Genomic DNA, 20,031 nt, shown 5'->3' on the forward strand with positions numbered 1-20,031 from the left:
ATATTATCTTATGTACCGGATTAGGCATTGAAATGTGTCCGGAATGTGCGGGACACAACTTTTAAGAGAACCTTCTGCCGATCATGTTGCCGGGACGCTGTTGACGGCTGATTTCCTGCGCAACCATCCCGGAAAGGGATTTCTCAACCTGTTTGCTGATTTGCTTCGCTAGGTCGGAATTCTGTTCATGGGTGCCGCCGTTTGCGTTGACGTTGATTGTCGGTGCAATGGAAACCGTCTGCGAAGGCTCGCGGGCTGCTAATGCTGCTGCACCGCTCGCGAGCTTCGAAGCGCCTACCAAGCCGCCATTCGCGTAACCACGCTTTGCAGACTCATGCAGGCGTTCCAGATTACCAACGCCGAGCCGTTTGGTTGCCGCTGCGGACATGACATACTCGCCACGGTGCACAACGCCAGCCGGTTCATATTTCCCGCCACGTCCGGTATAGCCGCCATCCGCGAAGCCGAAAATCGATCCGAGCAAGCCAGACGCCGCACCTTGACCGCCAAAACCGAACAGCGCTGCGAGCGGCCCCTTACCGAGCAAAAGCCCCTGCAAAGCCGCATCCGCAAGATTGTTCGCCAGATTGCGCACCGCATCGGAAAGCGTGACCGTGCCAGTGATCAAGCCGGAAAGTGACGATGTGAAGCTCTCCGCGAAGAATTCCTTCGTCTGTTTCGCGGCCTCTTGAGCTTCAATGAGCCTCGCCGTGCCTGATTCAAGCTGTTGCGTTGCCGTGACCTGATCGCGGATTTTCTGAATCTCCGTATCGGACAGGTTCACGCCTTGGCGCTTCATTTCCTGAATACGGCGGAAAACTTCAAATTCAGTCTCACGCTGTTGAACCGACATACCAACGCTGCGGCGCTCAAGCTCTGCATAGCTCTGGCTCTCACGCAAAGACTCATTCAAGCGCTTGCGGGCCTCTGCCTGTCGTTCTGTCGCTTCTGCGGCCTTTTGCTGGCTGTCAGAAGGCTGAACCTTGAGCGGCGATAGATCGGACTGGCCGTAAAGGCTGCGGATTGTGTCAGGATCGACCTTGCGCAAGCCTTCCCACTCATTCCGCAAGCCTTCCACGTCATTGCCACGTGAACGCGCCAGATAGCGCGCTATGGCGTCCTGCGTGGTTTCATCAAACATGGTATCGCCAGCAAGGCCGAGCGCTTTCATAGAACTTTTCAGGGTCCGGCGCGTGATCTGGTATGCGCCGAGCGCGGACGATCCGGCAGGGTTGCCGTTTTTGTCGCGATAAAGGTTTCGGTTCTCTGGCGTGAGCATCCGGCCTTGTAGCGCTATAATTTGGTCCAGCGTCATGCCGGTGAGGTTCTGCGGGCCGTTTGTCCATCTGCCATGATCGAGCGTGGCATTATAGTTGCCGCCGCTCTCTACCTTGCGAACAAGGGCCAAAAAATCCTTCTGGTCGCCATACTTAGCAACCGTGCGAGCGCGTTCCGCGATACGGTTTGCCGTCTCGATGTCAGCCGGGGTTTTGGCGTTTTTGACCATTTCCTGAAATTTCTGGTCAATGGTGTCGAGCTTCGCAAGCTCGTCCAGTTCGGCTTTCAATTCCGGGACCATGTTTTTCAGGTCGGTCAAAGCCTGCTTGAAATTGGCGGCTGACGCTGCGGTGCCGTTGAATGCACCGGACGTACCCAGGGTGATATTTGACAGTTCCTTCAGCGCCGCTGCGAATTCCTTGCTGTGCGGCGTCAGGCTGGCAATCTGGCTTTCGACTGCGGCAAGATCGGCCTCAAGCCGTTCAAGCGCAAGCCCGTCTATAGCTTCGTCAAAATCCGGCTTGCGGCGTAAATCGGCTATGCGTTCCAGAAGATCGGCACGGCGCTCAAGGTAGGTATTCAACCGGCCTTCATCGGACAGCGCGTAATTCCGGCTGGTCGCAACGATAGTGTCGCCTTTCAAACGTCTGAGAGTGCTGATTACCTTTTCAACCGCGCCAACGCTCTCAAGCGCGGCCTGTTTGGCGTAAACTTGCACGTTGCGCCAAAGCGTTTCCCATTCCCTATCAATCTCTTTTGCAGCCTCAATCTGTTCATCACTGAAAAGAGCGGCTTCGCTGCGAAGCTTCTGAATCTGTTCAACGGAAAGGCCAAGCATTTTGCTCATTTCTTCCGCGCCGGTGCCGCCCCATATCTCGTCAACGATACGGGTTTGCGCCGCCTGATCCAACTTCTGAACCTTGCCTATGATCTCATCAAGGAAGGCGGAAGGGTCGCGCAAGCGCTCTGCGACATCGGCGGCGGTATAGCCGAGACGTTCAAAGGCTTCCTGCGCGCTTCCCTTGCCAGTCGTGGCAAACTCATCGCCGCGAATATTCAATTCCTTGAGCGCGTCCGTAACACCGTCAATGCTCGCACCTGTCGCCTTGGCAACGTAGGTCCATTGCTGCCAAACTTTGGTTGAAACGCGAGCTTTATCAGCTTCGCGGCTGACTTCTGCGACGGTGCTAGCGATCTGCTTAAAACCAGTCGCAACGGCTGCAACCGCACCACCGGCCATAAGGGGCGCAAAGGCGGCGCTAAGCTTATTCTGGATGCCCGCCGCCATGCCAGACATAGATTTTTCCATGTTCGCAGCGGCGCGCTTGGTCCGGTCTTCCATCTGTTTCATGTTGCCGGAAGTCTTGGCGCGAGCGCGTTCAAGGTCGCGCTCATACCTATTCATACGGGCTTCAAGGGTGACTAAAAGACGTTGTTCGTTATCCATCTAATTAATTCCAGTCGTTATCAAAATCGATTGTATCAAGGTAGGAGGTTCGGCTCTGCGCAACAGAAGCCCGCAAAACTGCCATCGCCGCCGCCACAGCGCCGTCAATCTTGTCGCGTGACTTCGACTTATCAAATTTCCGGTTCCCGGCAGGATCGCGAACAACGGCCACGTTGTCGAAATTCCAACGCAAAATAGGATGACCGGAATGATGAAAGCGGCGTTCGAGAATTGCGCGCTCTAGCTCGTCGCAAGCTGGTGCAAATGAAATAAAGCCCTGCCGGAAGTTCACGATTGGCAAGCCTTCACTCTGCAAGTTTTGCTGTGTTTTCTGGGCGCGCCAAGGATCAAACGCGATCTCTTGCACATTGAAGTCGCGGCACATTTGGCGAATCTGCGCTTCAATGAAAGTGTAATCCACGGCATTTCCCGGCGTTGCGGTAATATGGCCGTCCTTCACCCATTGGCGATAATTAACGCCTTCCAGCTTCGATTTGAGGTCTATGGCTTCCTCTGGGCAGAAAAACCATGGCTTGACCGCATATCCGCCGTCATCGGTTGCCCATGCCGCCACAATGGCAGTTAGGTCGGAGACTTCGGATAGGTCCACTCCAACGAAACACGGCTTCGATTTTAGGTCATCGAAATTGATCGGCAATGATCCACATCGATCATACGCGGCCATCGTGACAAAAGGTGAAGATGATTGATTTTGCCAGACGCCGAGATAAAGCTGCAACAAAATATCGCGAGACATATACAGCGTCTCAGCTTCAACCGCTAAATCGCGCAAAGTCTGCAAGGACGGATAACCATCCGCCAAGCCGGGTAAGAGCTTGTACCAGTTGTCCTCGTTTCGCCAGTCAATATCTGGCGAACCTTCAAAGATGATTGGCAGAACGTGCGGCGCGGTGATTTCGCCAAGCTGAATTCGCTTCGCTGCTTCCACCTCTTTATATGCGAAATTTTCCTGCCCTTTACCTGCGGTCGTCAGGATCACCATCAAGCTAGTGCTGGTTTTACCCGCCGCTGAACGCAACACCCTGAACAATTCGCGATGCTTTTCTGTAACCCACGCATGAAGCTCATCGGCAATAATAACATTTGGCGTTGAACCGTGCTGACCTAGACCTTCCGACGAAATGGCTTCGTATCTGGTGCGGGTCTTTTTGTTATATATTTGAGACTTGTAATCTTTAATGGCTGCAACTTTGTCGTATCGCTTATCCAGACCGACGATGAGCGCCATTTCTTCGAACAATTCTCGCGCCTGTTTCCGCGCAAATGCTGCCGACTGCACTAAGCCGCCCGGCATTTTTTCAGGGCCGAATGTGCATAAAAGGGCAATGGCGGCGGCAAGCGCAGTTTTGCGCGAACCACGGCCAAGTTGAATAACAACCTTTCTAATGCGACGGGTTCCATCCGGGTTGCGGGGTCCAAAAATGGCACGAATAATCCGCTCTTGCCATTCTGCAAGTTGAAACGGGCTTCCTAGTGCGGGATTCTTTGGATGCTTGTTTTTACGAAGCCATTGAACAGCACGTTCGCCATAACCGAAAGGGTCTTCAATAGGTGAATTATCGAATAAAAATTCTGGTCTGATAATAAACTTGCTCATAGAAAACCTTCTTCCTCGTCCGCTGCGCCGGAAGAAATGCGAGTTCGGCTCATAGGTGACAGGCCAAATTCAGCCGCCAAAAGGCGCGCCGTCTGCATGGCGCGGTTCTGTGCGCTAAATAGCTTAGGATCGAAACCAGTAGCCAAAAGAGCCTCAAGTTCACGAATGCGGCCTGTCGCGATGCAATAATCTTCAACGCCGTGAAGATCGGCGCGCGTGATAATGCGATCTTCGATCAGGCGTGGCATGACGCGCTTCCACTCTGTTTGTGCCTCTTTGGTCATCCATTTTGGTGCCGGTGGCGCTTTCGTGAGCGGGTCGCGATCTTGCGCAAGCTGCGGTTTCACTCCGCAAAATTGCTTCATGACACTGCCACCCCGCGAAGCTCAAGGCCGCGTCGTCTGCCGATTTCCTTGATTTCTTTCAGGTTATAGGCCGCGCCATCGTACGAAACGCGGTCGGCGGTCGTGATGCCAGGGTGATATCTGACACGGAAAATAATGGTGCCGTTCTCTGCCTCACCAAAGCCGGTCAGGAATTCGGTTGCCGACTGCTGCACGATTTCGGCGCGCATCGTCGCAATAGCCTGCCATTCCTTCCGAACAGAGCCGGAAGGGGTCACGGTTTCGGTCTCGCGTTCAATGGTGATTAAGCGATCAAGCTTGCCTGCGCGCATGTCACACCTTCCAACGAACGATTGCGGAAAGGCTGACAACACCGTGGCAAAGGCTCTTTTCTGGATCGGGATCGCGCATCCAGCGAACGGAAGGCTTCTCCCATTCATCGATTGCGAAGCCGTCCGGCTGCGGTGCATCACGCAAGGCATTGCAAACGGCAAAGCCGATCTGCCAAGCCGTGTCTATGCCGTCATCAACCGCCCAAACGTGCAAGTCCAGAAGGCAACGGGCCGCGTACTGAATGCCAGCGGCATAGCCGAGATTTTGCGTTGCAACGCCGGACAGGATCACGCTTGGCAACTTATCCGGTCGTGTGGAACCGCTACGGATGCTATTTGCCGAAACAATGCCGGTCAATTCTGGCGAAATAACAAGCGAGGTGCGGACGGCTGTTTGCAGTGCGAGGGTAGGTTCAAGCATCGTCGCCCCCTGCCGGTCTGCCGGTCCAGCCTTCGCGGACTGCCTTTTTGCCAGCGCGGTCTATGCGCCCCTGTAGGCGCTTCCGCGACAAACGCAATGCAGGCCAGAAGAATGGCTGCGCATCGGCTTTGCTGGTGCCGTATTCGACAAGGTGCGCATAGCGAACTTCGCTATTGCCTGCCGTGACAATAACTTCGGTCGGTCCTGCAACGCGTGAGCCGCCCGGTTGCGAATATGGCGGCGTGGTTTGTCCCGGAAGCGTCACGGTGATACTGTCGATTAGCGCGCCGGTATCTCGCGAGGTTTCCGCAAATTTGCGCTGTGTCGCGGCAAGCTCATTGCCGGACGTGATAAGCGCCTTTACTACCTTCGCTGGAACGTCACGCTTGAGCCGTTCAATAGCGGCGTTAAAGGCTTTCATGCCGTTGTCGTTCGCCATGATTATTCACCTTGTCCGAGCGAATAATCACGATGATTGCGAAGGATCGACATAACTCCGAATGGAAGTGTAGCGGCGGAAATTCCTACGGTCGCGGCTTCGCGGTTCTCGTTCCAATGCGCAACAACCATAAGGATCGCTTGCTTGAGTGAAGCCGGTGCCGGGTTGGGAATAGGCTTGCCGGTGAAGTCCGCAATAAATTCTTCGGCGGCGTCAATATAGTGATCGATTAGCTCGTCATCGTCGGAACCGACAATGTTCATATGGGCTTTCGCCAATGTAAGCGGCACAATTGCCATGATTGAAATTCCTTAAAATATTTAAAAAATAAAAACTCGTAATTACAAATCTAATACGCGCGCTTCCCCGCGCCGGTCCCCTTCGATCCATTTAGATTAGAGACCACCCCCCCCGTACTACTCTTTGTCCTTTGGTTTATCAGATGCTTTTGGTCTTACTGGCTTTGAAAGAGCATCTTCGATTGACCATGAGTTATTCAAGCGGCTCCTTATTACTCCTACTGGAATGCCTGTACTCTTTGACCATTCCGATAAGGGCTTGGTTATGCCTTGATATGTGTATGTCTTGGCATTCCTGACCGCTGGTGGAAGTCTACCGTCGACTGTTCCGATTTTTGCGCCACGATCTATGCAAGCTTGTACGCGAGGATCACGCTTGGGACGGTTCCTTAGAAGATTGTAAGCACGTTGACGGATAGCTCTGCATTCCGCTTCAAACTCTTGCTTATCGATCTGTCTGGCGCGTTCTGCCGGTGTCATCGTTCTGGCCTTCCGAGTGAAGGAAGGTTGCGCCTGAAAATGTCGTGCAACTCGCGGTTATGCGTTTGCGACTGCTTGAGCGCATCAAAGGCGCGGTCCATCTGTGTAGGATGCTTGCGCTGTTCGTCGGTGCGAGGATCGATATAGGTAATCATTTGGAATTCTCCTGTCGCTGTTTGTGGCGGTCGTGGCAGGGTTGGCAAAGCGGTTGCCAGTTGCCGCGCCACCAAAAGAGTTGCTGATTTCCACGGTGCGGCGTCTTGTGATCCACTACGGATGCTGGCTTGCCGCACATGGCGCAATAAGGGTGCATGGCTAGGAATTCTTTGCGGGCCTTCCGCCACACATGATTATAGCCGCGCTGTGCTGCGGTCGGTCTGCGGCGATCGTGTCTGGCCTTGCGTTCCTGTTGCTGCTTGCGCTGGCAGGCGCATAGCTCGCCATGTGGAACAACATTGCCGCAACTGCATATGCGAGGAATGCCGGTCATAGCGATGCTTTCAGGTCTGTGAGGGCTGCACGATCAAAATTCGGGTCTGTGCCGTCCTTTTCGATCTGCGCTAGTTGTTCGTCGGTGTAGGGATCGATCTTCGGCTTATCTTCATCCGGTGCGCCGAAAATGGCCTTGAGAATATCCGCGAGATAACGATTGCGGCCTCTGGCGGCTGTGGCGATCTCTGTCGGCGTGGCGTTCCATGTCTCTGCCGGTGTCCAGCCGAGTAATCCGGTTCCAGCCGCAAACAGTTCTGCATAAACGTCCTGCATGGTGACAGGCTTTGCGGGTTTAGCTGGCTTGGCTGGTTTCTTGTCCTGTGTTGGTTCCTCGTATTGAGGAATGAGACCTAAACATAATCCCATCAAAGGCGCGACGGTGATTTCCTTCACCACGCGCAAGGGCTGCTTTTCGAGTATGGAAAGAAAGGCTATTGCTTCCTGTCGAGTGGAAGCCGCCTGCATGATGATTTCGCGAACAGTGGAAAGGTGAAACTGTTCGATGTGTTTAAGCAAAGAAGGGAAGCCATCATGCAGGCGTTCCAATGCGCAAGCGGCGCGCAAAGTCGGACGTAGCGTAATATCGCCTCTGCTAAAGGATATTACCGTTTCCTCGTATGCGAACCGCTTGCTCATGATTAGATCGCGATCTTGAGCTTGGTAATTGCCTCGCCCTGAATAACGCGGCCACCAACGCGGCGACGTGCGCGAAGCTTGATAATGCCCTGATCGGCTCCGGTCAGTTCATCGCGAATGGTCGAGAAACCGGCGCGATCTGCGATCATGTAACCAGACTGGAAGTCGCCAAAGACAATCGGAGAATTGCCTGCTTCGGCGTTCGGCATGTCTACGGCTTCATAAACCGGACGGCCCAGAAGCGTCGGCGGTACGTCAGCGGCAATAGAAGGCTGCCAGATATACGAACCGTCAGTAGCTTTCAGCTTGCGAACGATCGCCATGGTGGCGCGGTTCATAAGCCATGCGCCGCGCTGCGAATAGCCGGTCTTGATATTGTAAAACAGGTCAGTGAGAACATCGCCGTCAATCGCGTCGGCTTCCAGTTCCAGAACGTCCGGCGAAACCAGAACGCCTTCTGCCTGCTTCTTGCCGTCGCCAACGATGAAATGACGGGCTTCGCGCTGACCAAAACGGCGCGCAATATGGCTGGAAAGAAAGCTCTCAAGATCGATCTGCGCATCTTCCAGAAGAATACGCGTAACTGGAACCGTCACCGCCGTTTCAAAGGTGCGAAGGTCAATCGTATCATAAGAAGGTTCGCTTTCTGGCCGGTCGTCGGTCTCACCAACTTCGCCCGGTTCAACCTCATCAATCAGAAGCGGCAATTCGAGAACCGGAACGCTCATGCTCATAGAAGATGCAAGCGAGCGAAGCGGCGAATATTCTGCCAGCTTTTCCAGAATGGTCTTGGCGGTTTCACCGGGAGCGAGAACGCCGCCCGTTGAGGGTTCGCCGTAAGCAAGCGCCTTTTCTTCGATGCGACCAGTGCGAACGTAATCAGTGAACGCCTTGCGCTCAAGGTCGCCATTGTCGTTCATGGCGCGAGGATGATTGTTATTCGAGGGCTGCGGACGGTTCGCCTTGGCTTCCAGCTTGTCCAGACGCGTTTTCATTGCTTCGAAAGCCTTCGGGTCAATCGGATTTTCCGACTTAGTTTCGACTTCCGGCGTCTCAATCTGCTCATGTTCCATATTTGAAAATTCCTTACTAAAAATATCTGGTGCCGCTCCATCGACGGCGCTTTTAACTTCGATAATTCCCGCGTTCGGATGGATCGGACGGCGGCATAGGCTGATTTCTGCGACTGTAATATCAGTCAGGACGCGACCGCCTTCGGGCCGAGCCTTGAAACCGTTGTTCATGTAACCAATGGAAAGGCCGGACATGCTGCGGGCCTTGAGGTGCTGGCGTGCAAGGCGTGCTGGCTCTGAGCCTTCAACAAACAAGCGGCCTTTGACTTCAAGCCCCTTGTCGGTGACGGCATAAGATTTCCAGACGCCGACAACCTGACCGCCATCATGTTCAACCAGCATCGGAATTTCTGGCGCGAATTTGAATGCGGTCGGCTCTATCAGGTCGCCAATGCTGTCAGGCTTGCCAAACGGCCATGCGATCCCGGTTACAGTGCCAGCATCATCAATGGAAACATCGGCTTTAACTTCCAGCTTTTCCATTATGCAGCCTCCGGTTCGGAAGCGTCTGCAATATCATCGGAAACCGTTTCGCCGCTCCAAGCATATTCCAGAACGTCAAAGGCAAGTCGCCAGTTCTGCATAACCGGACGTGGGCGGATATAGGTTTCAACAAGATCGAACGCGGCGCGGTCATTCATGCCGCCGCCGATCAAACCATGAAAGATGATTGCAAATAGGTCTGACACATAGGCACGGTGTTGGGCGAAGTTTTGATAAAGCTCGCCAACTGGTTTGCCGACATGCTTCTCAAGCGCAACGGTCATATCCGGCGTGAGGTGGAGCGTCCTTTCGGCGTCTCCGATAAAGTGCTTAATCATTGTGAAATATCCTTAGAAACATCGGTCGCCGGTGCCGGAATGGTTGGCGCGGCGGTGCTGGTTGTAAATGGATTAACAAGCTCGTCGCCACCTTCCATTGGCGGCATGTTCATGGCGGCGCGAACCTCGTTCGGCGTCATGACGCGGCTGGAAACAAGTGTTGAAAAGACTTCGGCGCGGGTTTTCGTGTCGGCGCGTTGAAGGTCATCAATGATGAATTCAAACGAATATTCGTCTTGTTCGTCTTCCGTGAGCAGAACCGTTGCATAAGCATCCTGCCAGCGATCCAGCCAAGGTCGCAAGCAAAGCTGCATGAACGTTGCGCTCATCTGTTCCGCGTTAGACCAAGTGGCGCGGGATAGCTCAAACAACATGTGTGGCGGAATGCCAAAAATCCGCGCAATGTCGTCAATCTGGAAAACACGGTTTTCGAGAAATTGCGCATCGGTGCTGGCGAGCGCCATCTGCGCATATGTCCAGCCATCATCAAGGACTAATGGAACCGTGAACCCGTCGCTCTGGGCTTTACGATAGTTATCTTTAAGCCGTTTAACGACTTTCTCGCCTACGCCCTGTTCAGATGGAATAGTATTTGCGTTCGATAGAACCGCAGGCGGTTTTCCACCGCCTGCGAACAGCTTTACCGCATGATCTTCAAGGACAGAAGAAAGTCCGATTGCTTCGCGTCCGAGCGAGACAAGGGATTTATTCGCGAAAGGGCGAATATCCAGAATTTCGGTATGCGGATATTCAACGGTGCCGCCTGCTTCCGTTACACGATAGAATGGTGGAAGGTCAGCAAGGGAATCCTCAAAAACCGTTACCGTGCCGGGTTTCAGGCGAACAAGTTCAAGCGGCCTGTCATCCGACGATCGCACGACCTTTGCGAAGCCGCTACCATAAATCAATGCGTCTCTGGTCAGGTCCGTGCGCAACTGTCCGGCGCTAGTCCAGCCATTGGCACGATTATGAACGATACGGTGAGCCGTATGTTCCTTCGCATTCTGCTTACCTTGCTCAAGATCATGATAGAGCTTGCAAGGTAATGAACCGATGTTTTCAGCAATAAGGCGGATTGCTTGCAGGACAGCCGGAATAGAAAGTGCATTCTCGCCAGTAATCGAAACGCCAGAAGCTGTAGGACGCCCACCGAGAATAATATGCAGATTTGAATCAGAAGTTTTATGCGCCTTCTGTTCCAAATCTGCTGACTTGCGAAACAAATTAAAAAAATTATACAACTGAAATAGCCTTGCTTAAAACAAAGCCATTATTGCACAAAGCCTATGGAATGTGAATCCCAAAAAGGAATAAAGGCCTCAAATAGTATAATATTCCTATTGGTTGATAGCCATGATATCGGGAAATTTCCTCATTTCTTCCGCGAGTGCTGGAAGCATGGCGTCAGATTTTCCGTATCCTTTAGCGGAACCGCTCATAGCTCTGCCTGCGATGTAATAGGCCGCTTCCTGCGATAGCTTTCCGAAACGCAAATCTTCAAATAAGTGACGGAACCCGTGATTAGGGGCAGGGCTGTTATCCTTCCGACCTTTCATTACGTCCTCGCGTATCCAGTCGCGTAAGTTCTGTTCAACACGCGGCTGGTCGAATAGCCTCCCTTGCGGCGCGGCATTCACGAATAGCAAGAAACCTTCGTTGATCACTGCCGGATGAATCGGAACCTTACGGCCTGTCATGGTCTTTGTGGTGCGGTCGCCGCCTACGCGGATATGGAAAAACCAGTCATCACCGACTTTCGATATGTCCGCTTTCTCAAGCTGGATAAGTTCGCCAATGCGAGCGCCGGAATAGGCCGCAAGCCAGGGTAGCCAACGGAGATATGAAAGCTTCTGCGCTCTGGCTGCTTTCAGAACCTTCTGCGCCTGCGCAATGGTGTATGTCTTCTTTGCGCTATCGGCAGTTTCAACGGTGGGCAAGTCGAGGTGATCAAGCGGAAAACCATTCGGAAACAGCTTGCCCTTTGACTGGTCAAAACCCCACTTCAAAACGGCGCGGACGGTCGCCACCTTGTCGCGCACGGTTTTTCGCTGATCTGTCTTTAGAAGGTGATCCCGCCACTGTTCGACCTCTTCAACCGTTACGGTCGCGGCGCGGCTGCTATCGCGCCACTTTGCAAAGCCTGCCACTTGCGTACGGTATTTCGTGAGTGTGCGTGGTGACACTCTGCCACCGCCTAGACCATTCGCGGAAAGGCGCTCACGCTCTTTGATAATCGCCTCAAAACTGGTGTTGTCCATCGGCGCTAGATTTGTCTCCGATAGAATAGGATCGGTCGGCGTTCCGGTGTAATCGCCCTTGTCGCGCTCAAATGTTCGCTTCAAAAACTCGATCTCGCCACGCAATAGGCGGTGGCAAAGCTCTTTGTAGGCCGGACTGTTCGGCTCAATAACAAGCTTATGCCGCTCAATGAATTCATCCGCTGCATATCGGATGAGGGCGCTTTCACCTGTCGTCAAATGCTTTTGAAGCTGTTCAAGGTAATTAGCGCGGTGCTGCGCATCGAGTTCCCGTTTTTGCTGCAAAACTTGAACCTCAAGGCTTGCATCGAGAATTGCTAGCGGGTCAGCGCTGGTTATCTCGCCGCTGTGAACCTTGGCAAACATTGCGCGTTTCGCGTCTTCAACCATATCTTGCGTCGGCAGATTAAGCCGCCGATCATGATCTCGCTCAAGCTGGCGGCGGTAATGTTCCGAGACGGCGGCGCGCATGTCGTTTTCTGTAAAATCGCGGCGTCTGCGAAGGTCTTCAAACTCCGCTTCCCATGCGCCGACAATGGCGCGGGCAAGCTTTTTCGCTTCCGCGTATACCGATGTTCCGAGAGACTTGGTTAGCTCTGTGCGGTTTAAAATTGGCACTAGATCGGCAGGGACGCGAAGTCTTGCTTGATAATTTAAAGTACCTTTTCGGCGCGAAATATGTCCGGTAACTGCCACAAAAATCACCTTGAAAAACTGCTACATGTGGATCATGCATTTGTAGCTCAATTGTGTAGCAATTTCCGATGAGAGATTCAATGTGATTACAAAGGCTTATACGAAATATGCGTTCGAGAAAATCGAAAAATTCACTTCGAGTCTCTCATCGCCCACCATTTTTCTTCAAGAAAATCAACGACTTACAGCTAAGCCCTTCGGGGCTTTTGTTTTACCGCCACCGAAACCGCCACCGAAAACCCTCCTTGAATCAAATGCCGCCGGTGGCAATAATTGGTTCAGGCGGACGTCTGCAGTCGCAGAATCGGATGTCCTCGTGGCCTGTGGGTCTTCCTTGCTGAAGGCCGACCTCAGCAAACTCTGGCGACTGTGAGCTGAGAAAGCATTTGGATGGCCTGAATTCTAGAGAACTGGATTCAGGCCATTTCTTTATCCGATGCTCTTCACTCGATGATACGAGCCTTCGCCAGTACCGACCTAGGCAGCATGCCGTTTTTCCTTCTGAGATCATCCTGGCTGATATCCCCGCGCTCCAGCATCGCGGCGTCGCGCTTCCGTTCGAGCTCTTTTGTATAAGCCGACCACTCATCGAAATTGTCGACTACCTCGATGAGACCATCTCTATGAGATACGACTGGCCGGACGATCTCGTCGCCGAATTCGTCAAACTCTGGTATCGGAATTTTCATGGCGGGTCTCCCTTCACGTAGAATAGTGCGACGTCGGCGTGAAAGTTGGAAGCCATATTCCCGAGCGGTAATTCGAGTTGTCGGCAACTCATCGCAAATCAGAAAAAATCAGGAAAAATTGAGTTTGTAACATATAGGTTACATAGGCCGTCGCAACGTCAAAAATGGGCAACAAAAAAAGGCCGCGAAAGCGACCTTCTGCTCGATACCCAGACTGGATTCAAACCAGCCACCTCATTCATCGTCTTAAGACGTCATGCCTGCGCTCTATTAATGTTCCTGAGCTACTGGGTATCGATAATCCAATAATGCCGCCCTAAAATGTAAGTTGCAAACTAAAAAAGGCCTCCAGCGAAACCTTTTTCAATGTCGGATCACAATGTTTTGGTGCTGTCGGATTACAGTGTTTTAATGCTGTCACGCTGCGACAAGTACTAATCCGTCTTCATATTTCCGAGCTAGCTGAATCAGGTCGCCAAGCGTTGCCGTGCTATCGTCCAATTTCCATAGCCGCTCATTAAGCTGCTGAACGCGATGTCCTTCTTCTCTAAGCAGCCAAATCATATGTGCCTCGGAAATCGGAACTGATTTGCAAGTCTCGCCCTTCAAAGCATTTCTATGCGCATCCAACGCCAACGCCGCTGAAGCACCGGAATATCCACGGACGACGTCGCGCCAGTCAATGTCCGCATCAGCAACTCTTCTTTTGCGATCCTGAAGCGCAGATGTTTGCACGGTGTCCGGCAGACGTCCGACCAAGGTCCCGTCAATCAGCTCGAACGAGATATCGGTTAGAGGCAGCTCTTGAGCAGAGACCCCAGCATTATTTCCGAGAAATTCGAGCACAAATGTTGGTCTGAATCTGATGGTTTCCGGCTCTTGCAAAAGCGGAGCCGTATACGATTTAGCTTTTCGTAGAACGATTAACCCGCGTTCATCGCCGCGAGTGACGCTGTATTTATCACCGACCTCAAGGCTGATTGCAGTAAGTGCCTCTGGAGATAAAATTCAACCGCATGGAGCTTTCCATTGCAGTCCAATATTTGGCCTGATGTCGGCTGGTGCTGATCTCGAAACGGATATTCTCCCGGCCATCCGGGCAAAGGCCGCTCAAATGCGAGCCAGAGGCGACAGCCCTGCTAGCAAGTGGTCGTTCTTCGTTGGACCGATCAAAGACGCTTACAACAACCGCATCAAGGCAGGCGAGGGGCTTGCCAAACCGGCGCGCATCATAACCCCAGACACGGAGTTAGCTCCAGAAACTCTCGAAGCAGAATGGGAAAAGCGTCTCAACTACGCCCGCAGAAATTCTAACTGGATTTCAGCGGCATGGGGTCCAATGCCCGGTGATGCCGGGTGCCGTGTTCCAAGCAATCTACTTCAACCAACCGACGGAAAAGACCGATACGGCGTCCGTTGGGATGACCAGTCAAAGAGGGCAGCATGATGCGCCAGCCCATCACCCGTTACATGGCAGAGAAAGACGCGGTTTACGGCGAAGCATTTCGTCTTTGGCGTCAAGGCAAGGACACGCTGGAAATAGGCAGGATCATGGGGATCAGCGAAGCCGATGCGCATCGACGGGTCCATACGATGATCAGTCATGAAAACCGCCGCCCAGCCCGTTTTGTCAAGCATGGAACACTATCATGAAACCTGAAACTGTTTTGATCAATGAATACCTCGCCAAGCATGGAGCCCGCCGGTTCGAGCAGGGAACGTCTTCCGGCATCCACGGGCTTGCACCATTCTTGGCCGAATATGGCTATGAGGTTGCCGGCGCGCCCCACGGAGGCGTCAAGGTTCGTCGTGGCAAAGGCCAGTGGAGACGTATGTCCATGCCGGGTCTGATTGCGCTGGCAGATGAAATCCGCATTGCGCAGGGGCTTCAACCCTTCAGCGCGGCGCACAAACAAGCGGCATAGGAGAGAAGCATGTCGTTCAAGGACACGAAAGTCATCGTTCTCAAGGAAAATGTTTGGAACTCGTGGGCGCGAGATTTCGGCACTTTCCTTACGTTTGCGGGCCTTATTTCCATCGGCGTTTATCTCGAAAGTTCAGCGCTGCAATGGGTTGGCGCGATTATAGGCTTCTTCGTCATAGCCTGCCGGAGCATAGCGTTCTTTAACAATCAAAAGCTGACAGTTTCAGAAGCGCGGAAAGTTCTGGACGAACTCGAAGCTCGTGAAGCAGCATAGGAGAGGGCGATGGACGAAGCGATCAATCACGCAATCATGAACGGTATTGGCTGGCCAGCGTCATTCGCAATCGTAGGTGTGGCTTTCGCGATAGTGGCTTGGTTTTGGATTTTGGCGAAGTACTGAGGCAGCGAGGAACGGACATGGCCAGGACGAAGGCGGCAAAGATCAAGGCGAAACGCGGAAGGCCGAAGAAGGAAGGAGCTCTGCGCACGCCTTCTGGTCAGATTAGCCGAGCAAAGGAGCCGCCAGCAAAAGCGGCCCAGCTTGCGAGGATGAGGATATTCGGCATGACAGCATCGGAAGCGCTTTCGGATCTGGCAAGCGACAATCTCGGTAGGCTTCACATGGCGTACAAGCGCGACAAATCGGAAGGCATCAGCACAAGCCAGTACGACGCCGCCGAGCGCTATCGTGAAGTGCTGAACGACCGGCGTAAGGCCGAATGCTCTCCTGCCGCGCATTACGATCAAACGGGTCCTGTCGGCGCCTGTGACCCGGATGAATATGCCAAATGGGTTGTTCGGGCAAAGCAGGCCTACAGCGATGCGCGCCGCGTCATTGAAGAGGCACAGCTAGAGACACGAAACTCGAACCTGTTCGCTGCTGTGCAGTTCATGCTGGAGAATGACCAATACTTCCCTCATATGATCGGGGATATTCGTCTCGCCTGTAATGCACTTTATCGACATTTTTTCACGAAAGCTCGAAAGAAAGTTGGATAAATGTCTTGTCATGTCGGGCGAAGCAGAATAATCTGCGCATAGTTTCAGGGTGCAAAATTGCGGCCTGAATAAGAATTCAGCGGCCTTCGGGCCGCTTCTTGTTTTAGGCGAGCCGATGTTCACCGCATTTTTAGCGGCCTTCACATTGCTGATCTGTGCGCCTGTGGCATATGTTTGCCTCAAACTACCAATGCCAACCTTGTTCAAGTTCGTGTATCTGGCGGTGATCGCATTAGTGGCAGGGCTTACGATCATTTTGGGCAGGCATTTAGGCTAAGTGGCATTGGCTTCTGGGCTGATTTTTCATTGACCAGCCCGTTTGGTTACCCCAATCTTCTCTCTGAAAGGAGAGAGGAAATGGGGAAAGTACTTATTCCAGCGATTATAGCGGGGATTTTCTTATCCGGTTGCGGCGTGAGCGCATCGACCTACGCGACGGGGCAGCAAGCATTAAAGGGAAGTCCGGCAGTAAAGAGCGATTTCATCCGCACTTGCACGCAGAGAATACGCAATAAGCCGTTTAAGACGCGTAAAGGAATAGCGAGAATAGCGAATACGTCGGTATCATCCGCCCCGAGGGTGTACTGCACCAGATTGACGAATGGCATGGCGTCTGGACGCCTCACACATTCCGATATCAATGCTGCTTCACGTGGGCAAGTCACCCCCAACATAGTCAAAGTGCTTCAGGGGCGATAAGTTTCGAGGGAGTGCCTCAACGGAATGCGAGGGCGTTTCGCACTTCGAGCGTATCAAGCGCCGATCCTCGAAAGTAGCTGACGGCCAGCGAAGATAGCCGTAGTCGGTTAAGGGTGGCGTAAAGACATTGTGAGAGCCTCGCCCGAAAGGGTCCGACTAGCGCACCAATCAAAACGGGATGGCCTCATCCTGCGGCATTGACCGGAGTTTCAAGAAGTCGTCACGGTCAAAGATATTGTAGCCTTCGATCCATACCTTAAGGTCAAACGTGGCATGTCGGACAAACTCTTGAGCGGTTTCGAGTTCGGTGAACTCGTATGGCCGTGAAGTTCCGTCTTCTAAGAGTTCCAATACCTTGATCTGATACATTGCTGCCTCCTGTTCCCATCAGGATAATGCGATTATCTAAATGCAGGATCAATAGTCAGCCCTCATGCAGTACCGTCCCACTTATCCGGGTAGCGCGAGACATGAAGGGGAAAAAGAAGGAGGGATATTCACACAAGGGTGTCTCTCCTTTAAACCAATGGTTGATCTAACCTGCGGGTGTTGCACTTTGGCTACAGACATTGTTGCGGAAATGGGTATTTAGATATCCTTGAAAGTTTTGATCTTTCTTGTCCATCTAAGGGGGTAATATGCGTTTGAAATCGATTCTGCTCGCTTCCACTATTGCTGTTTCTTTTGTTTCCGGTGCGAAAGCTGCCGACGCAATCGTAGCAGAGCCAGCACCAGTCGCAGTGGACACATTTTCGTGGACCGGCGGCTACATTGGTATCAATGCGGGTTATGCTGGCGGGAAATTCAAGCACCCATTCTCTGTTTATGACGAACTGTTGGATGAAACGCTGGTTTCTGGTTCGGTGAACTTTAATGCAAGCGGATTTGTTGGCGGTGTGCAGGTTGGCTACAACTGGCAATTCGACAATCGGTTTGTTGTAGGCGCAGAAGCTGACTTCCAAGGCTCAACCGTAAAGGGTGATGTCTCCGCCCATGCCGACGGCCTTAGCGCGAACGCCGAAACCAAGATTGAATGGTTCGGTACCGTGCGTGCTCGTCTGGGCTATGCTGCTACCGAGCGCTTGCTCGTTTACGGTACGGGTGGTCTTGCTTACGGCAAGGTCAAGTCGGGCTACAGCTTGTCCGACGGTGTGGACAGCATTGGCGAATCCACTTCGAAGACCAAGGCAGGTTGGACGATCGGTGCTGGTGCTGAATACGCGATCAACAACAACTGGACGCTGAAGTCTGAGTATCTCTACACCGACCTCGGCAAGCGGACCCTGATCAACTATACGGATGCGGATCTGTTCAACTACAATCTGGAAAGCAAGGTGAATTTTCACACTGTACGGGTTGGGCTGAACTACAAGTTCTAATAGCAGAAATATCTCCAGTCGATTTAAACCGCTCGGTATTGGCCGGGCGGTTTTTTTGCACCAATCGATCTCGATGCGCTCAACGATATTTGGCCGCATCGTTTAAATGGACATCGGATAGCTTCCGCCACATTACCGGCGAACTGGAACGGCTAGGACGATACTGATGCGCCGCCCCATCATCCTCGCTAACGCCACGTGGCAAGCTATTCTTGGCCTCAAGCGCCTTCACCTTGCCGCTGTGCTGCGAGGAGACATGGACGACGCCCAGATGATCAGAGAGCAGATACTCGCGCACATGGACGCCTACCTGGATCACCAGACCGAGGCAGCAGTAGCAGCAGAGCTTAAGGCGAAGGGGTAAAGGCATGGCAGATATACCAGCCGACATAATGGCACTGGCAACGGAATTGCTGGATGGAGCGTATCAGTTCCCTGATGGGACGTATGCGGCAGGTGCGTATGAGGCAATCGCCAAAGCTATCCTTGCGGAGCGGGAACGTTGCGCTGCAATTGCACGGCGCGAAAAGAACAACACCATGTCTCTTATGTCTATGCCGCCGCAGCCGCAGCGATAGAGCGCGCAATTCTTACCGGAGAACCCGTATGCAACGCAGAGCATTCCTCAAATTCCTCGGCCTCGCTCCTGTAGCTGCTGCCGTTCCTGCAATGGCGCTGCCAAGGGCGGAGACCGTCAAGAATATCGTAACAGGTGAAGCTGGGCCGGAATTGGTCATCAATCCAGAGATTACCAAGCCTCTGATCTTCCAAGATGGAAAGTTTTGGATCAATCAGGCAAACATCGGACAGATCACGTCCGGGAAGCTTCGGACAAGCAATGGCATTGAGATAGATATGCAGAACGGGAACGTGAGCTTTACTGTCTGATGCCTGATCCAGTCGTATTGGCCGAAGCCGCATGGCAAGACATTCTTGGCCTTCAGCGACAGCACTTCGCCGCCGCAATGCGTGGTGACAGGGATAGCGCCGAGGATATCCGGCGAAGGATGCACGATATGTTGGACGTGCATCTCGATCACCGGTCTGAGGCTGTTGTCAAAGCCGTGATGCAGACGAGGGATTAGAATTGGCCGCGGAATTGGTAACGACTGAGAATCTGCTCCCTAATTACTTTCGCTGTAAGTTCTCCAAGGGATCGTCGTAATTCACGCGGCAATACTCATTTGGATTGTCGGTGCTCGGCCACATAGACGGCTTTGGGGCATCTTTCGTAACTTCAAAATGTACGATTGCACGCAATTCGCCGTTATTATCAGGGATGGCTTCTTCACGAAGATTTATTATTATACCGCTGCGATAAGATGGTAGCGTTTTTGATTCATGTAAAAAAAACGGCTTGCCCTCCAATCCTGCAAACTCATGTTTTTTCACTCGCCAAGATATGGAATCGTAAATGATTTTGTCTTTGCTTGACCCAATTTTGACTACACCTTTCGGAAATAATCCTTCCGTACGGCAAAGCACGTGAAGCGATATCGGTTGTTTCATCTTTCCCCCTCTATTCCCATTTCTACATAGCGGCTAACCGTTTCCCTCACCCCAAAGCAAGAACGGTATAAGTTTAGCGTCTGCGCAGGAGGTCCAGGATTTGATTCGCTGCGGATTTAACAAAGCCAACTTCTGATCTCAATGTGTCGACCTTCTTCTCAACGGATTGTATCAGCGTCCCGGAATTAAAGTAGTCGG

The 20,031-nt window shown here is 52.6% G+C and carries 26 protein-coding genes; 7 read left to right on the forward strand and 19 right to left on the reverse strand.

Annotated features, from left to right (window positions below; translation table 11 throughout):
- Nucleotides 1-61: 61 nt before the first annotated feature.
- The 16 genes from ABWW28_RS23525 to ABWW28_RS23600 all read right to left on the reverse strand — a co-directional run bounded on the left by ABWW28_RS23525 (nucleotide 62) and on the right by ABWW28_RS23600 (nucleotide 14,208).
- On the reverse strand, nucleotides 62-2,683 hold the full coding sequence (locus tag ABWW28_RS23525; protein WP_353392519.1) for a hypothetical protein: 2,622 nt from the start codon (nucleotides 2,681-2,683) through the stop codon (nucleotides 62-64).
- A gap of 46 nt (nucleotides 2,684-2,729) precedes the next feature.
- Complete coding sequence (locus ABWW28_RS23530) at nucleotides 2,730-4,343, reverse strand: terminase large subunit (protein WP_353392521.1); 1,614 nt, start codon at nucleotides 4,341-4,343, stop codon at nucleotides 2,730-2,732.
- Nucleotides 4,340-4,708, reverse strand: coding sequence for a P27 family phage terminase small subunit (locus ABWW28_RS23535; RefSeq protein ID WP_353392522.1), 369 nt, complete (start codon nucleotides 4,706-4,708; stop codon nucleotides 4,340-4,342). The genes ABWW28_RS23530 and ABWW28_RS23535 overlap by 4 nt, the downstream gene beginning before the upstream one ends.
- Nucleotides 4,705-5,019 carry a phage head closure protein gene (locus tag ABWW28_RS23540; protein WP_353392524.1) on the reverse strand — a complete coding sequence of 105 codons (315 nt, stop codon included), beginning with the start codon at nucleotides 5,017-5,019 and terminating at the stop codon, nucleotides 4,705-4,707. Before ABWW28_RS23540 ends, ABWW28_RS23535 begins: the two co-directional genes overlap by 4 nt.
- Before the next feature lies 1 nt (nucleotide 5,020).
- Complete coding sequence (locus tag ABWW28_RS23545; protein WP_353392525.1) at nucleotides 5,021-5,440, reverse strand: DUF3168 domain-containing protein; 420 nt, start codon at nucleotides 5,438-5,440, stop codon at nucleotides 5,021-5,023.
- Complete coding sequence (locus ABWW28_RS23550) at nucleotides 5,433-5,879, reverse strand: HK97-gp10 family putative phage morphogenesis protein (protein WP_353392527.1); 447 nt, start codon at nucleotides 5,877-5,879, stop codon at nucleotides 5,433-5,435. The genes ABWW28_RS23545 and ABWW28_RS23550 overlap by 8 nt, the downstream gene beginning before the upstream one ends.
- Before the next feature lie 2 nt (nucleotides 5,880-5,881).
- Complete coding sequence (locus ABWW28_RS23555; protein ID WP_353392529.1) at nucleotides 5,882-6,178, reverse strand: head-tail connector protein; 297 nt, start codon at nucleotides 6,176-6,178, stop codon at nucleotides 5,882-5,884.
- Between the two features lie 476 nt (nucleotides 6,179-6,654).
- The gene (locus tag ABWW28_RS23560) at nucleotides 6,655-6,813 is read right to left on the reverse strand and encodes a hypothetical protein (RefSeq protein ID WP_353392531.1); all 159 of its coding nucleotides are present in this window, start codon (nucleotides 6,811-6,813) and stop codon (nucleotides 6,655-6,657) included.
- Entirely contained in the window at nucleotides 6,810-7,148 is a 339-nt protein-coding gene (locus ABWW28_RS23565; RefSeq protein WP_353392533.1) for an HNH endonuclease, read from the reverse strand. The genes ABWW28_RS23560 and ABWW28_RS23565 overlap by 4 nt, the downstream gene beginning before the upstream one ends.
- Nucleotides 7,145-7,666, reverse strand: coding sequence for a phage tail assembly chaperone (locus ABWW28_RS23570; protein WP_353392534.1), 522 nt, complete (start codon nucleotides 7,664-7,666; stop codon nucleotides 7,145-7,147). Before ABWW28_RS23570 ends, ABWW28_RS23565 begins: the two co-directional genes overlap by 4 nt.
- A gap of 122 nt (nucleotides 7,667-7,788) precedes the next feature.
- The gene (locus tag ABWW28_RS23575; RefSeq protein WP_353392536.1) at nucleotides 7,789-9,342 is read right to left on the reverse strand and encodes a phage major capsid protein; all 1,554 of its coding nucleotides are present in this window, start codon (nucleotides 9,340-9,342) and stop codon (nucleotides 7,789-7,791) included.
- Nucleotides 9,342-9,680 (reverse strand): gene transfer agent family protein, encoded by a 339-nt coding sequence (locus ABWW28_RS23580; protein WP_353392538.1) that lies wholly within the window; start codon nucleotides 9,678-9,680, stop codon nucleotides 9,342-9,344. The genes ABWW28_RS23575 and ABWW28_RS23580 overlap by 1 nt, the downstream gene beginning before the upstream one ends.
- On the reverse strand, nucleotides 9,677-10,921 hold the full coding sequence (locus tag ABWW28_RS23585; protein WP_353392540.1) for a phage portal protein: 1,245 nt from the start codon (nucleotides 10,919-10,921) through the stop codon (nucleotides 9,677-9,679). Before ABWW28_RS23585 ends, ABWW28_RS23580 begins: the two co-directional genes overlap by 4 nt.
- A 96-nt stretch (nucleotides 10,922-11,017) precedes the next feature.
- Complete coding sequence (locus tag ABWW28_RS23590) at nucleotides 11,018-12,634, reverse strand: DUF6538 domain-containing protein (RefSeq protein ID WP_353392541.1); 1,617 nt, start codon at nucleotides 12,632-12,634, stop codon at nucleotides 11,018-11,020.
- A 443-nt stretch (nucleotides 12,635-13,077) separates the two neighbouring features.
- Entirely contained in the window at nucleotides 13,078-13,323 is a 246-nt protein-coding gene (locus ABWW28_RS23595) for a hypothetical protein (RefSeq protein WP_112701466.1), read from the reverse strand.
- A 417-nt stretch (nucleotides 13,324-13,740) separates the two neighbouring features.
- Nucleotides 13,741-14,208: a hypothetical protein gene (locus ABWW28_RS23600; protein ID WP_162718820.1), complete on the reverse strand. Its 468-nt coding sequence runs from the start codon at nucleotides 14,206-14,208 to the stop codon at nucleotides 13,741-13,743.
- A 558-nt stretch (nucleotides 14,209-14,766) separates the two neighbouring features.
- On the opposite strand from ABWW28_RS23600, the gene ABWW28_RS23605 reads away from it, so the two are divergent.
- The 4 genes from ABWW28_RS23605 (at nucleotide 14,767) to ABWW28_RS23620 (ending at nucleotide 16,246) form a co-directional block, all read left to right on the forward strand.
- Nucleotides 14,767-14,976, forward strand: coding sequence for a hypothetical protein (locus ABWW28_RS23605; RefSeq protein ID WP_113463544.1), 210 nt, complete (start codon nucleotides 14,767-14,769; stop codon nucleotides 14,974-14,976).
- A complete protein-coding gene (locus ABWW28_RS23610; protein ID WP_112701463.1) occupies nucleotides 14,973-15,248 on the forward strand; it encodes a hypothetical protein in 276 nt (91 codons plus the stop codon). The genes ABWW28_RS23605 and ABWW28_RS23610 overlap by 4 nt, the downstream gene beginning before the upstream one ends.
- Nucleotides 15,249-15,257: 9 nt before the next feature.
- Entirely contained in the window at nucleotides 15,258-15,521 is a 264-nt protein-coding gene (locus tag ABWW28_RS23615; RefSeq protein WP_112701462.1) for a hypothetical protein, read from the forward strand.
- 143 nt (nucleotides 15,522-15,664) lie between these two features.
- Nucleotides 15,665-16,246 carry a hypothetical protein gene (locus ABWW28_RS23620; RefSeq protein WP_112701461.1) on the forward strand — a complete coding sequence of 194 codons (582 nt, stop codon included), beginning with the start codon at nucleotides 15,665-15,667 and terminating at the stop codon, nucleotides 16,244-16,246.
- 867 nt (nucleotides 16,247-17,113) lie between these two features.
- Here the strand turns inward: ABWW28_RS23620 and ABWW28_RS23625 are convergent.
- Nucleotides 17,114-17,314 (reverse strand): hypothetical protein, encoded by a 201-nt coding sequence (locus ABWW28_RS23625; RefSeq protein WP_112701460.1) that lies wholly within the window; start codon nucleotides 17,312-17,314, stop codon nucleotides 17,114-17,116.
- A gap of 275 nt (nucleotides 17,315-17,589) precedes the next feature.
- Between ABWW28_RS23625 and ABWW28_RS23630 the strand changes: the two genes are divergently transcribed.
- On the forward strand, nucleotides 17,590-18,324 hold the full coding sequence (locus tag ABWW28_RS23630) for an outer membrane protein (protein WP_112701567.1): 735 nt from the start codon (nucleotides 17,590-17,592) through the stop codon (nucleotides 18,322-18,324).
- A 79-nt stretch (nucleotides 18,325-18,403) separates the two neighbouring features.
- Here ABWW28_RS23630 and ABWW28_RS23635 read toward each other — a convergent pair whose 3' ends face one another.
- Entirely contained in the window at nucleotides 18,404-18,694 is a 291-nt protein-coding gene (locus ABWW28_RS23635; protein WP_162718819.1) for a hypothetical protein, read from the reverse strand.
- Here ABWW28_RS23635 and ABWW28_RS23640 point away from each other — a divergent pair.
- Together ABWW28_RS23640 and ABWW28_RS23645 are read left to right on the forward strand one after the other, a co-directional pair.
- Nucleotides 18,693-18,902, forward strand: a complete 210-nt coding sequence (locus tag ABWW28_RS23640) for a hypothetical protein (protein WP_196108522.1) — start codon at nucleotides 18,693-18,695, stop codon at nucleotides 18,900-18,902. The genes ABWW28_RS23635 and ABWW28_RS23640 overlap by 2 nt on opposite strands.
- Before the next feature lie 28 nt (nucleotides 18,903-18,930).
- On the forward strand, nucleotides 18,931-19,212 hold the full coding sequence (locus ABWW28_RS23645) for a hypothetical protein (RefSeq protein ID WP_112701458.1): 282 nt from the start codon (nucleotides 18,931-18,933) through the stop codon (nucleotides 19,210-19,212).
- A 240-nt stretch (nucleotides 19,213-19,452) separates the two neighbouring features.
- Here ABWW28_RS23645 and ABWW28_RS23650 read toward each other — a convergent pair whose 3' ends face one another.
- Nucleotides 19,453-19,833: a hypothetical protein gene (locus ABWW28_RS23650; RefSeq protein WP_162718818.1), complete on the reverse strand. Its 381-nt coding sequence runs from the start codon at nucleotides 19,831-19,833 to the stop codon at nucleotides 19,453-19,455.
- Nucleotides 19,834-20,031: the final 198 nt, after the last annotated feature.

The sequence above is a fragment of the Brucella sp. NBRC 14130 genome, from assembly GCF_040371715.1.
GTDB classification, from domain to species: domain Bacteria; phylum Pseudomonadota; class Alphaproteobacteria; order Rhizobiales; family Rhizobiaceae; genus Brucella; species Brucella intermedia.

Excerpts from the sequence above, each read along its gene's own strand:
- ABWW28_RS23620 (WP_112701461.1), top strand. The coding sequence starts at position 15,665 with ATGGCCAGGACGAAGGCGGCAAAGATCAAGGCGAAACGCGGAAGGCCG.
- ABWW28_RS23560 (WP_353392531.1), bottom strand. The coding sequence starts at position 6,813 with ATGATTACCTATATCGATCCTCGCACCGACGAACAGCGCAAGCATCCT.
- ABWW28_RS23615 (WP_112701462.1), top strand. The coding sequence starts at position 15,258 with ATGTCGTTCAAGGACACGAAAGTCATCGTTCTCAAGGAAAATGTTTGG.
- ABWW28_RS23555 (WP_353392529.1), bottom strand. The coding sequence starts at position 6,178 with ATGGCAATTGTGCCGCTTACATTGGCGAAAGCCCATATGAACATTGTC.
- ABWW28_RS23545 (WP_353392525.1), bottom strand. The coding sequence starts at position 5,440 with ATGCTTGAACCTACCCTCGCACTGCAAACAGCCGTCCGCACCTCGCTT.
- ABWW28_RS23530 (WP_353392521.1), bottom strand. The coding sequence starts at position 4,343 with ATGAGCAAGTTTATTATCAGACCAGAATTTTTATTCGATAATTCACCT.
- ABWW28_RS23535 (WP_353392522.1), bottom strand. The coding sequence starts at position 4,708 with ATGAAGCAATTTTGCGGAGTGAAACCGCAGCTTGCGCAAGATCGCGAC.
- ABWW28_RS23640 (WP_196108522.1), top strand. The coding sequence starts at position 18,693 with ATGGCAGATATACCAGCCGACATAATGGCACTGGCAACGGAATTGCTG.
- ABWW28_RS23610 (WP_112701463.1), top strand. The coding sequence starts at position 14,973 with ATGAAACCTGAAACTGTTTTGATCAATGAATACCTCGCCAAGCATGGA.
- ABWW28_RS23635 (WP_162718819.1), bottom strand. The coding sequence starts at position 18,694 with ATGCCTTTACCCCTTCGCCTTAAGCTCTGCTGCTACTGCTGCCTCGGT.
- ABWW28_RS23580 (WP_353392538.1), bottom strand. The coding sequence starts at position 9,680 with ATGATTAAGCACTTTATCGGAGACGCCGAAAGGACGCTCCACCTCACG.
- ABWW28_RS23565 (WP_353392533.1), bottom strand. The coding sequence starts at position 7,148 with ATGACCGGCATTCCTCGCATATGCAGTTGCGGCAATGTTGTTCCACAT.
- ABWW28_RS23550 (WP_353392527.1), bottom strand. The coding sequence starts at position 5,879 with ATGGCGAACGACAACGGCATGAAAGCCTTTAACGCCGCTATTGAACGG.
- ABWW28_RS23605 (WP_113463544.1), top strand. The coding sequence starts at position 14,767 with ATGATGCGCCAGCCCATCACCCGTTACATGGCAGAGAAAGACGCGGTT.
- ABWW28_RS23650 (WP_162718818.1), bottom strand. The coding sequence starts at position 19,833 with ATGAAACAACCGATATCGCTTCACGTGCTTTGCCGTACGGAAGGATTA.
- ABWW28_RS23575 (WP_353392536.1), bottom strand. The coding sequence starts at position 9,342 with ATGGAAAAGCTGGAAGTTAAAGCCGATGTTTCCATTGATGATGCTGGC.
- ABWW28_RS23595 (WP_112701466.1), bottom strand. The coding sequence starts at position 13,323 with ATGAAAATTCCGATACCAGAGTTTGACGAATTCGGCGACGAGATCGTC.
- ABWW28_RS23645 (WP_112701458.1), top strand. The coding sequence starts at position 18,931 with ATGCAACGCAGAGCATTCCTCAAATTCCTCGGCCTCGCTCCTGTAGCT.
- ABWW28_RS23625 (WP_112701460.1), bottom strand. The coding sequence starts at position 17,314 with ATGTATCAGATCAAGGTATTGGAACTCTTAGAAGACGGAACTTCACGG.
- ABWW28_RS23540 (WP_353392524.1), bottom strand. The coding sequence starts at position 5,019 with ATGCGCGCAGGCAAGCTTGATCGCTTAATCACCATTGAACGCGAGACC.
- ABWW28_RS23525 (WP_353392519.1), bottom strand. The coding sequence starts at position 2,683 with ATGAATAGGTATGAGCGCGACCTTGAACGCGCTCGCGCCAAGACTTCC.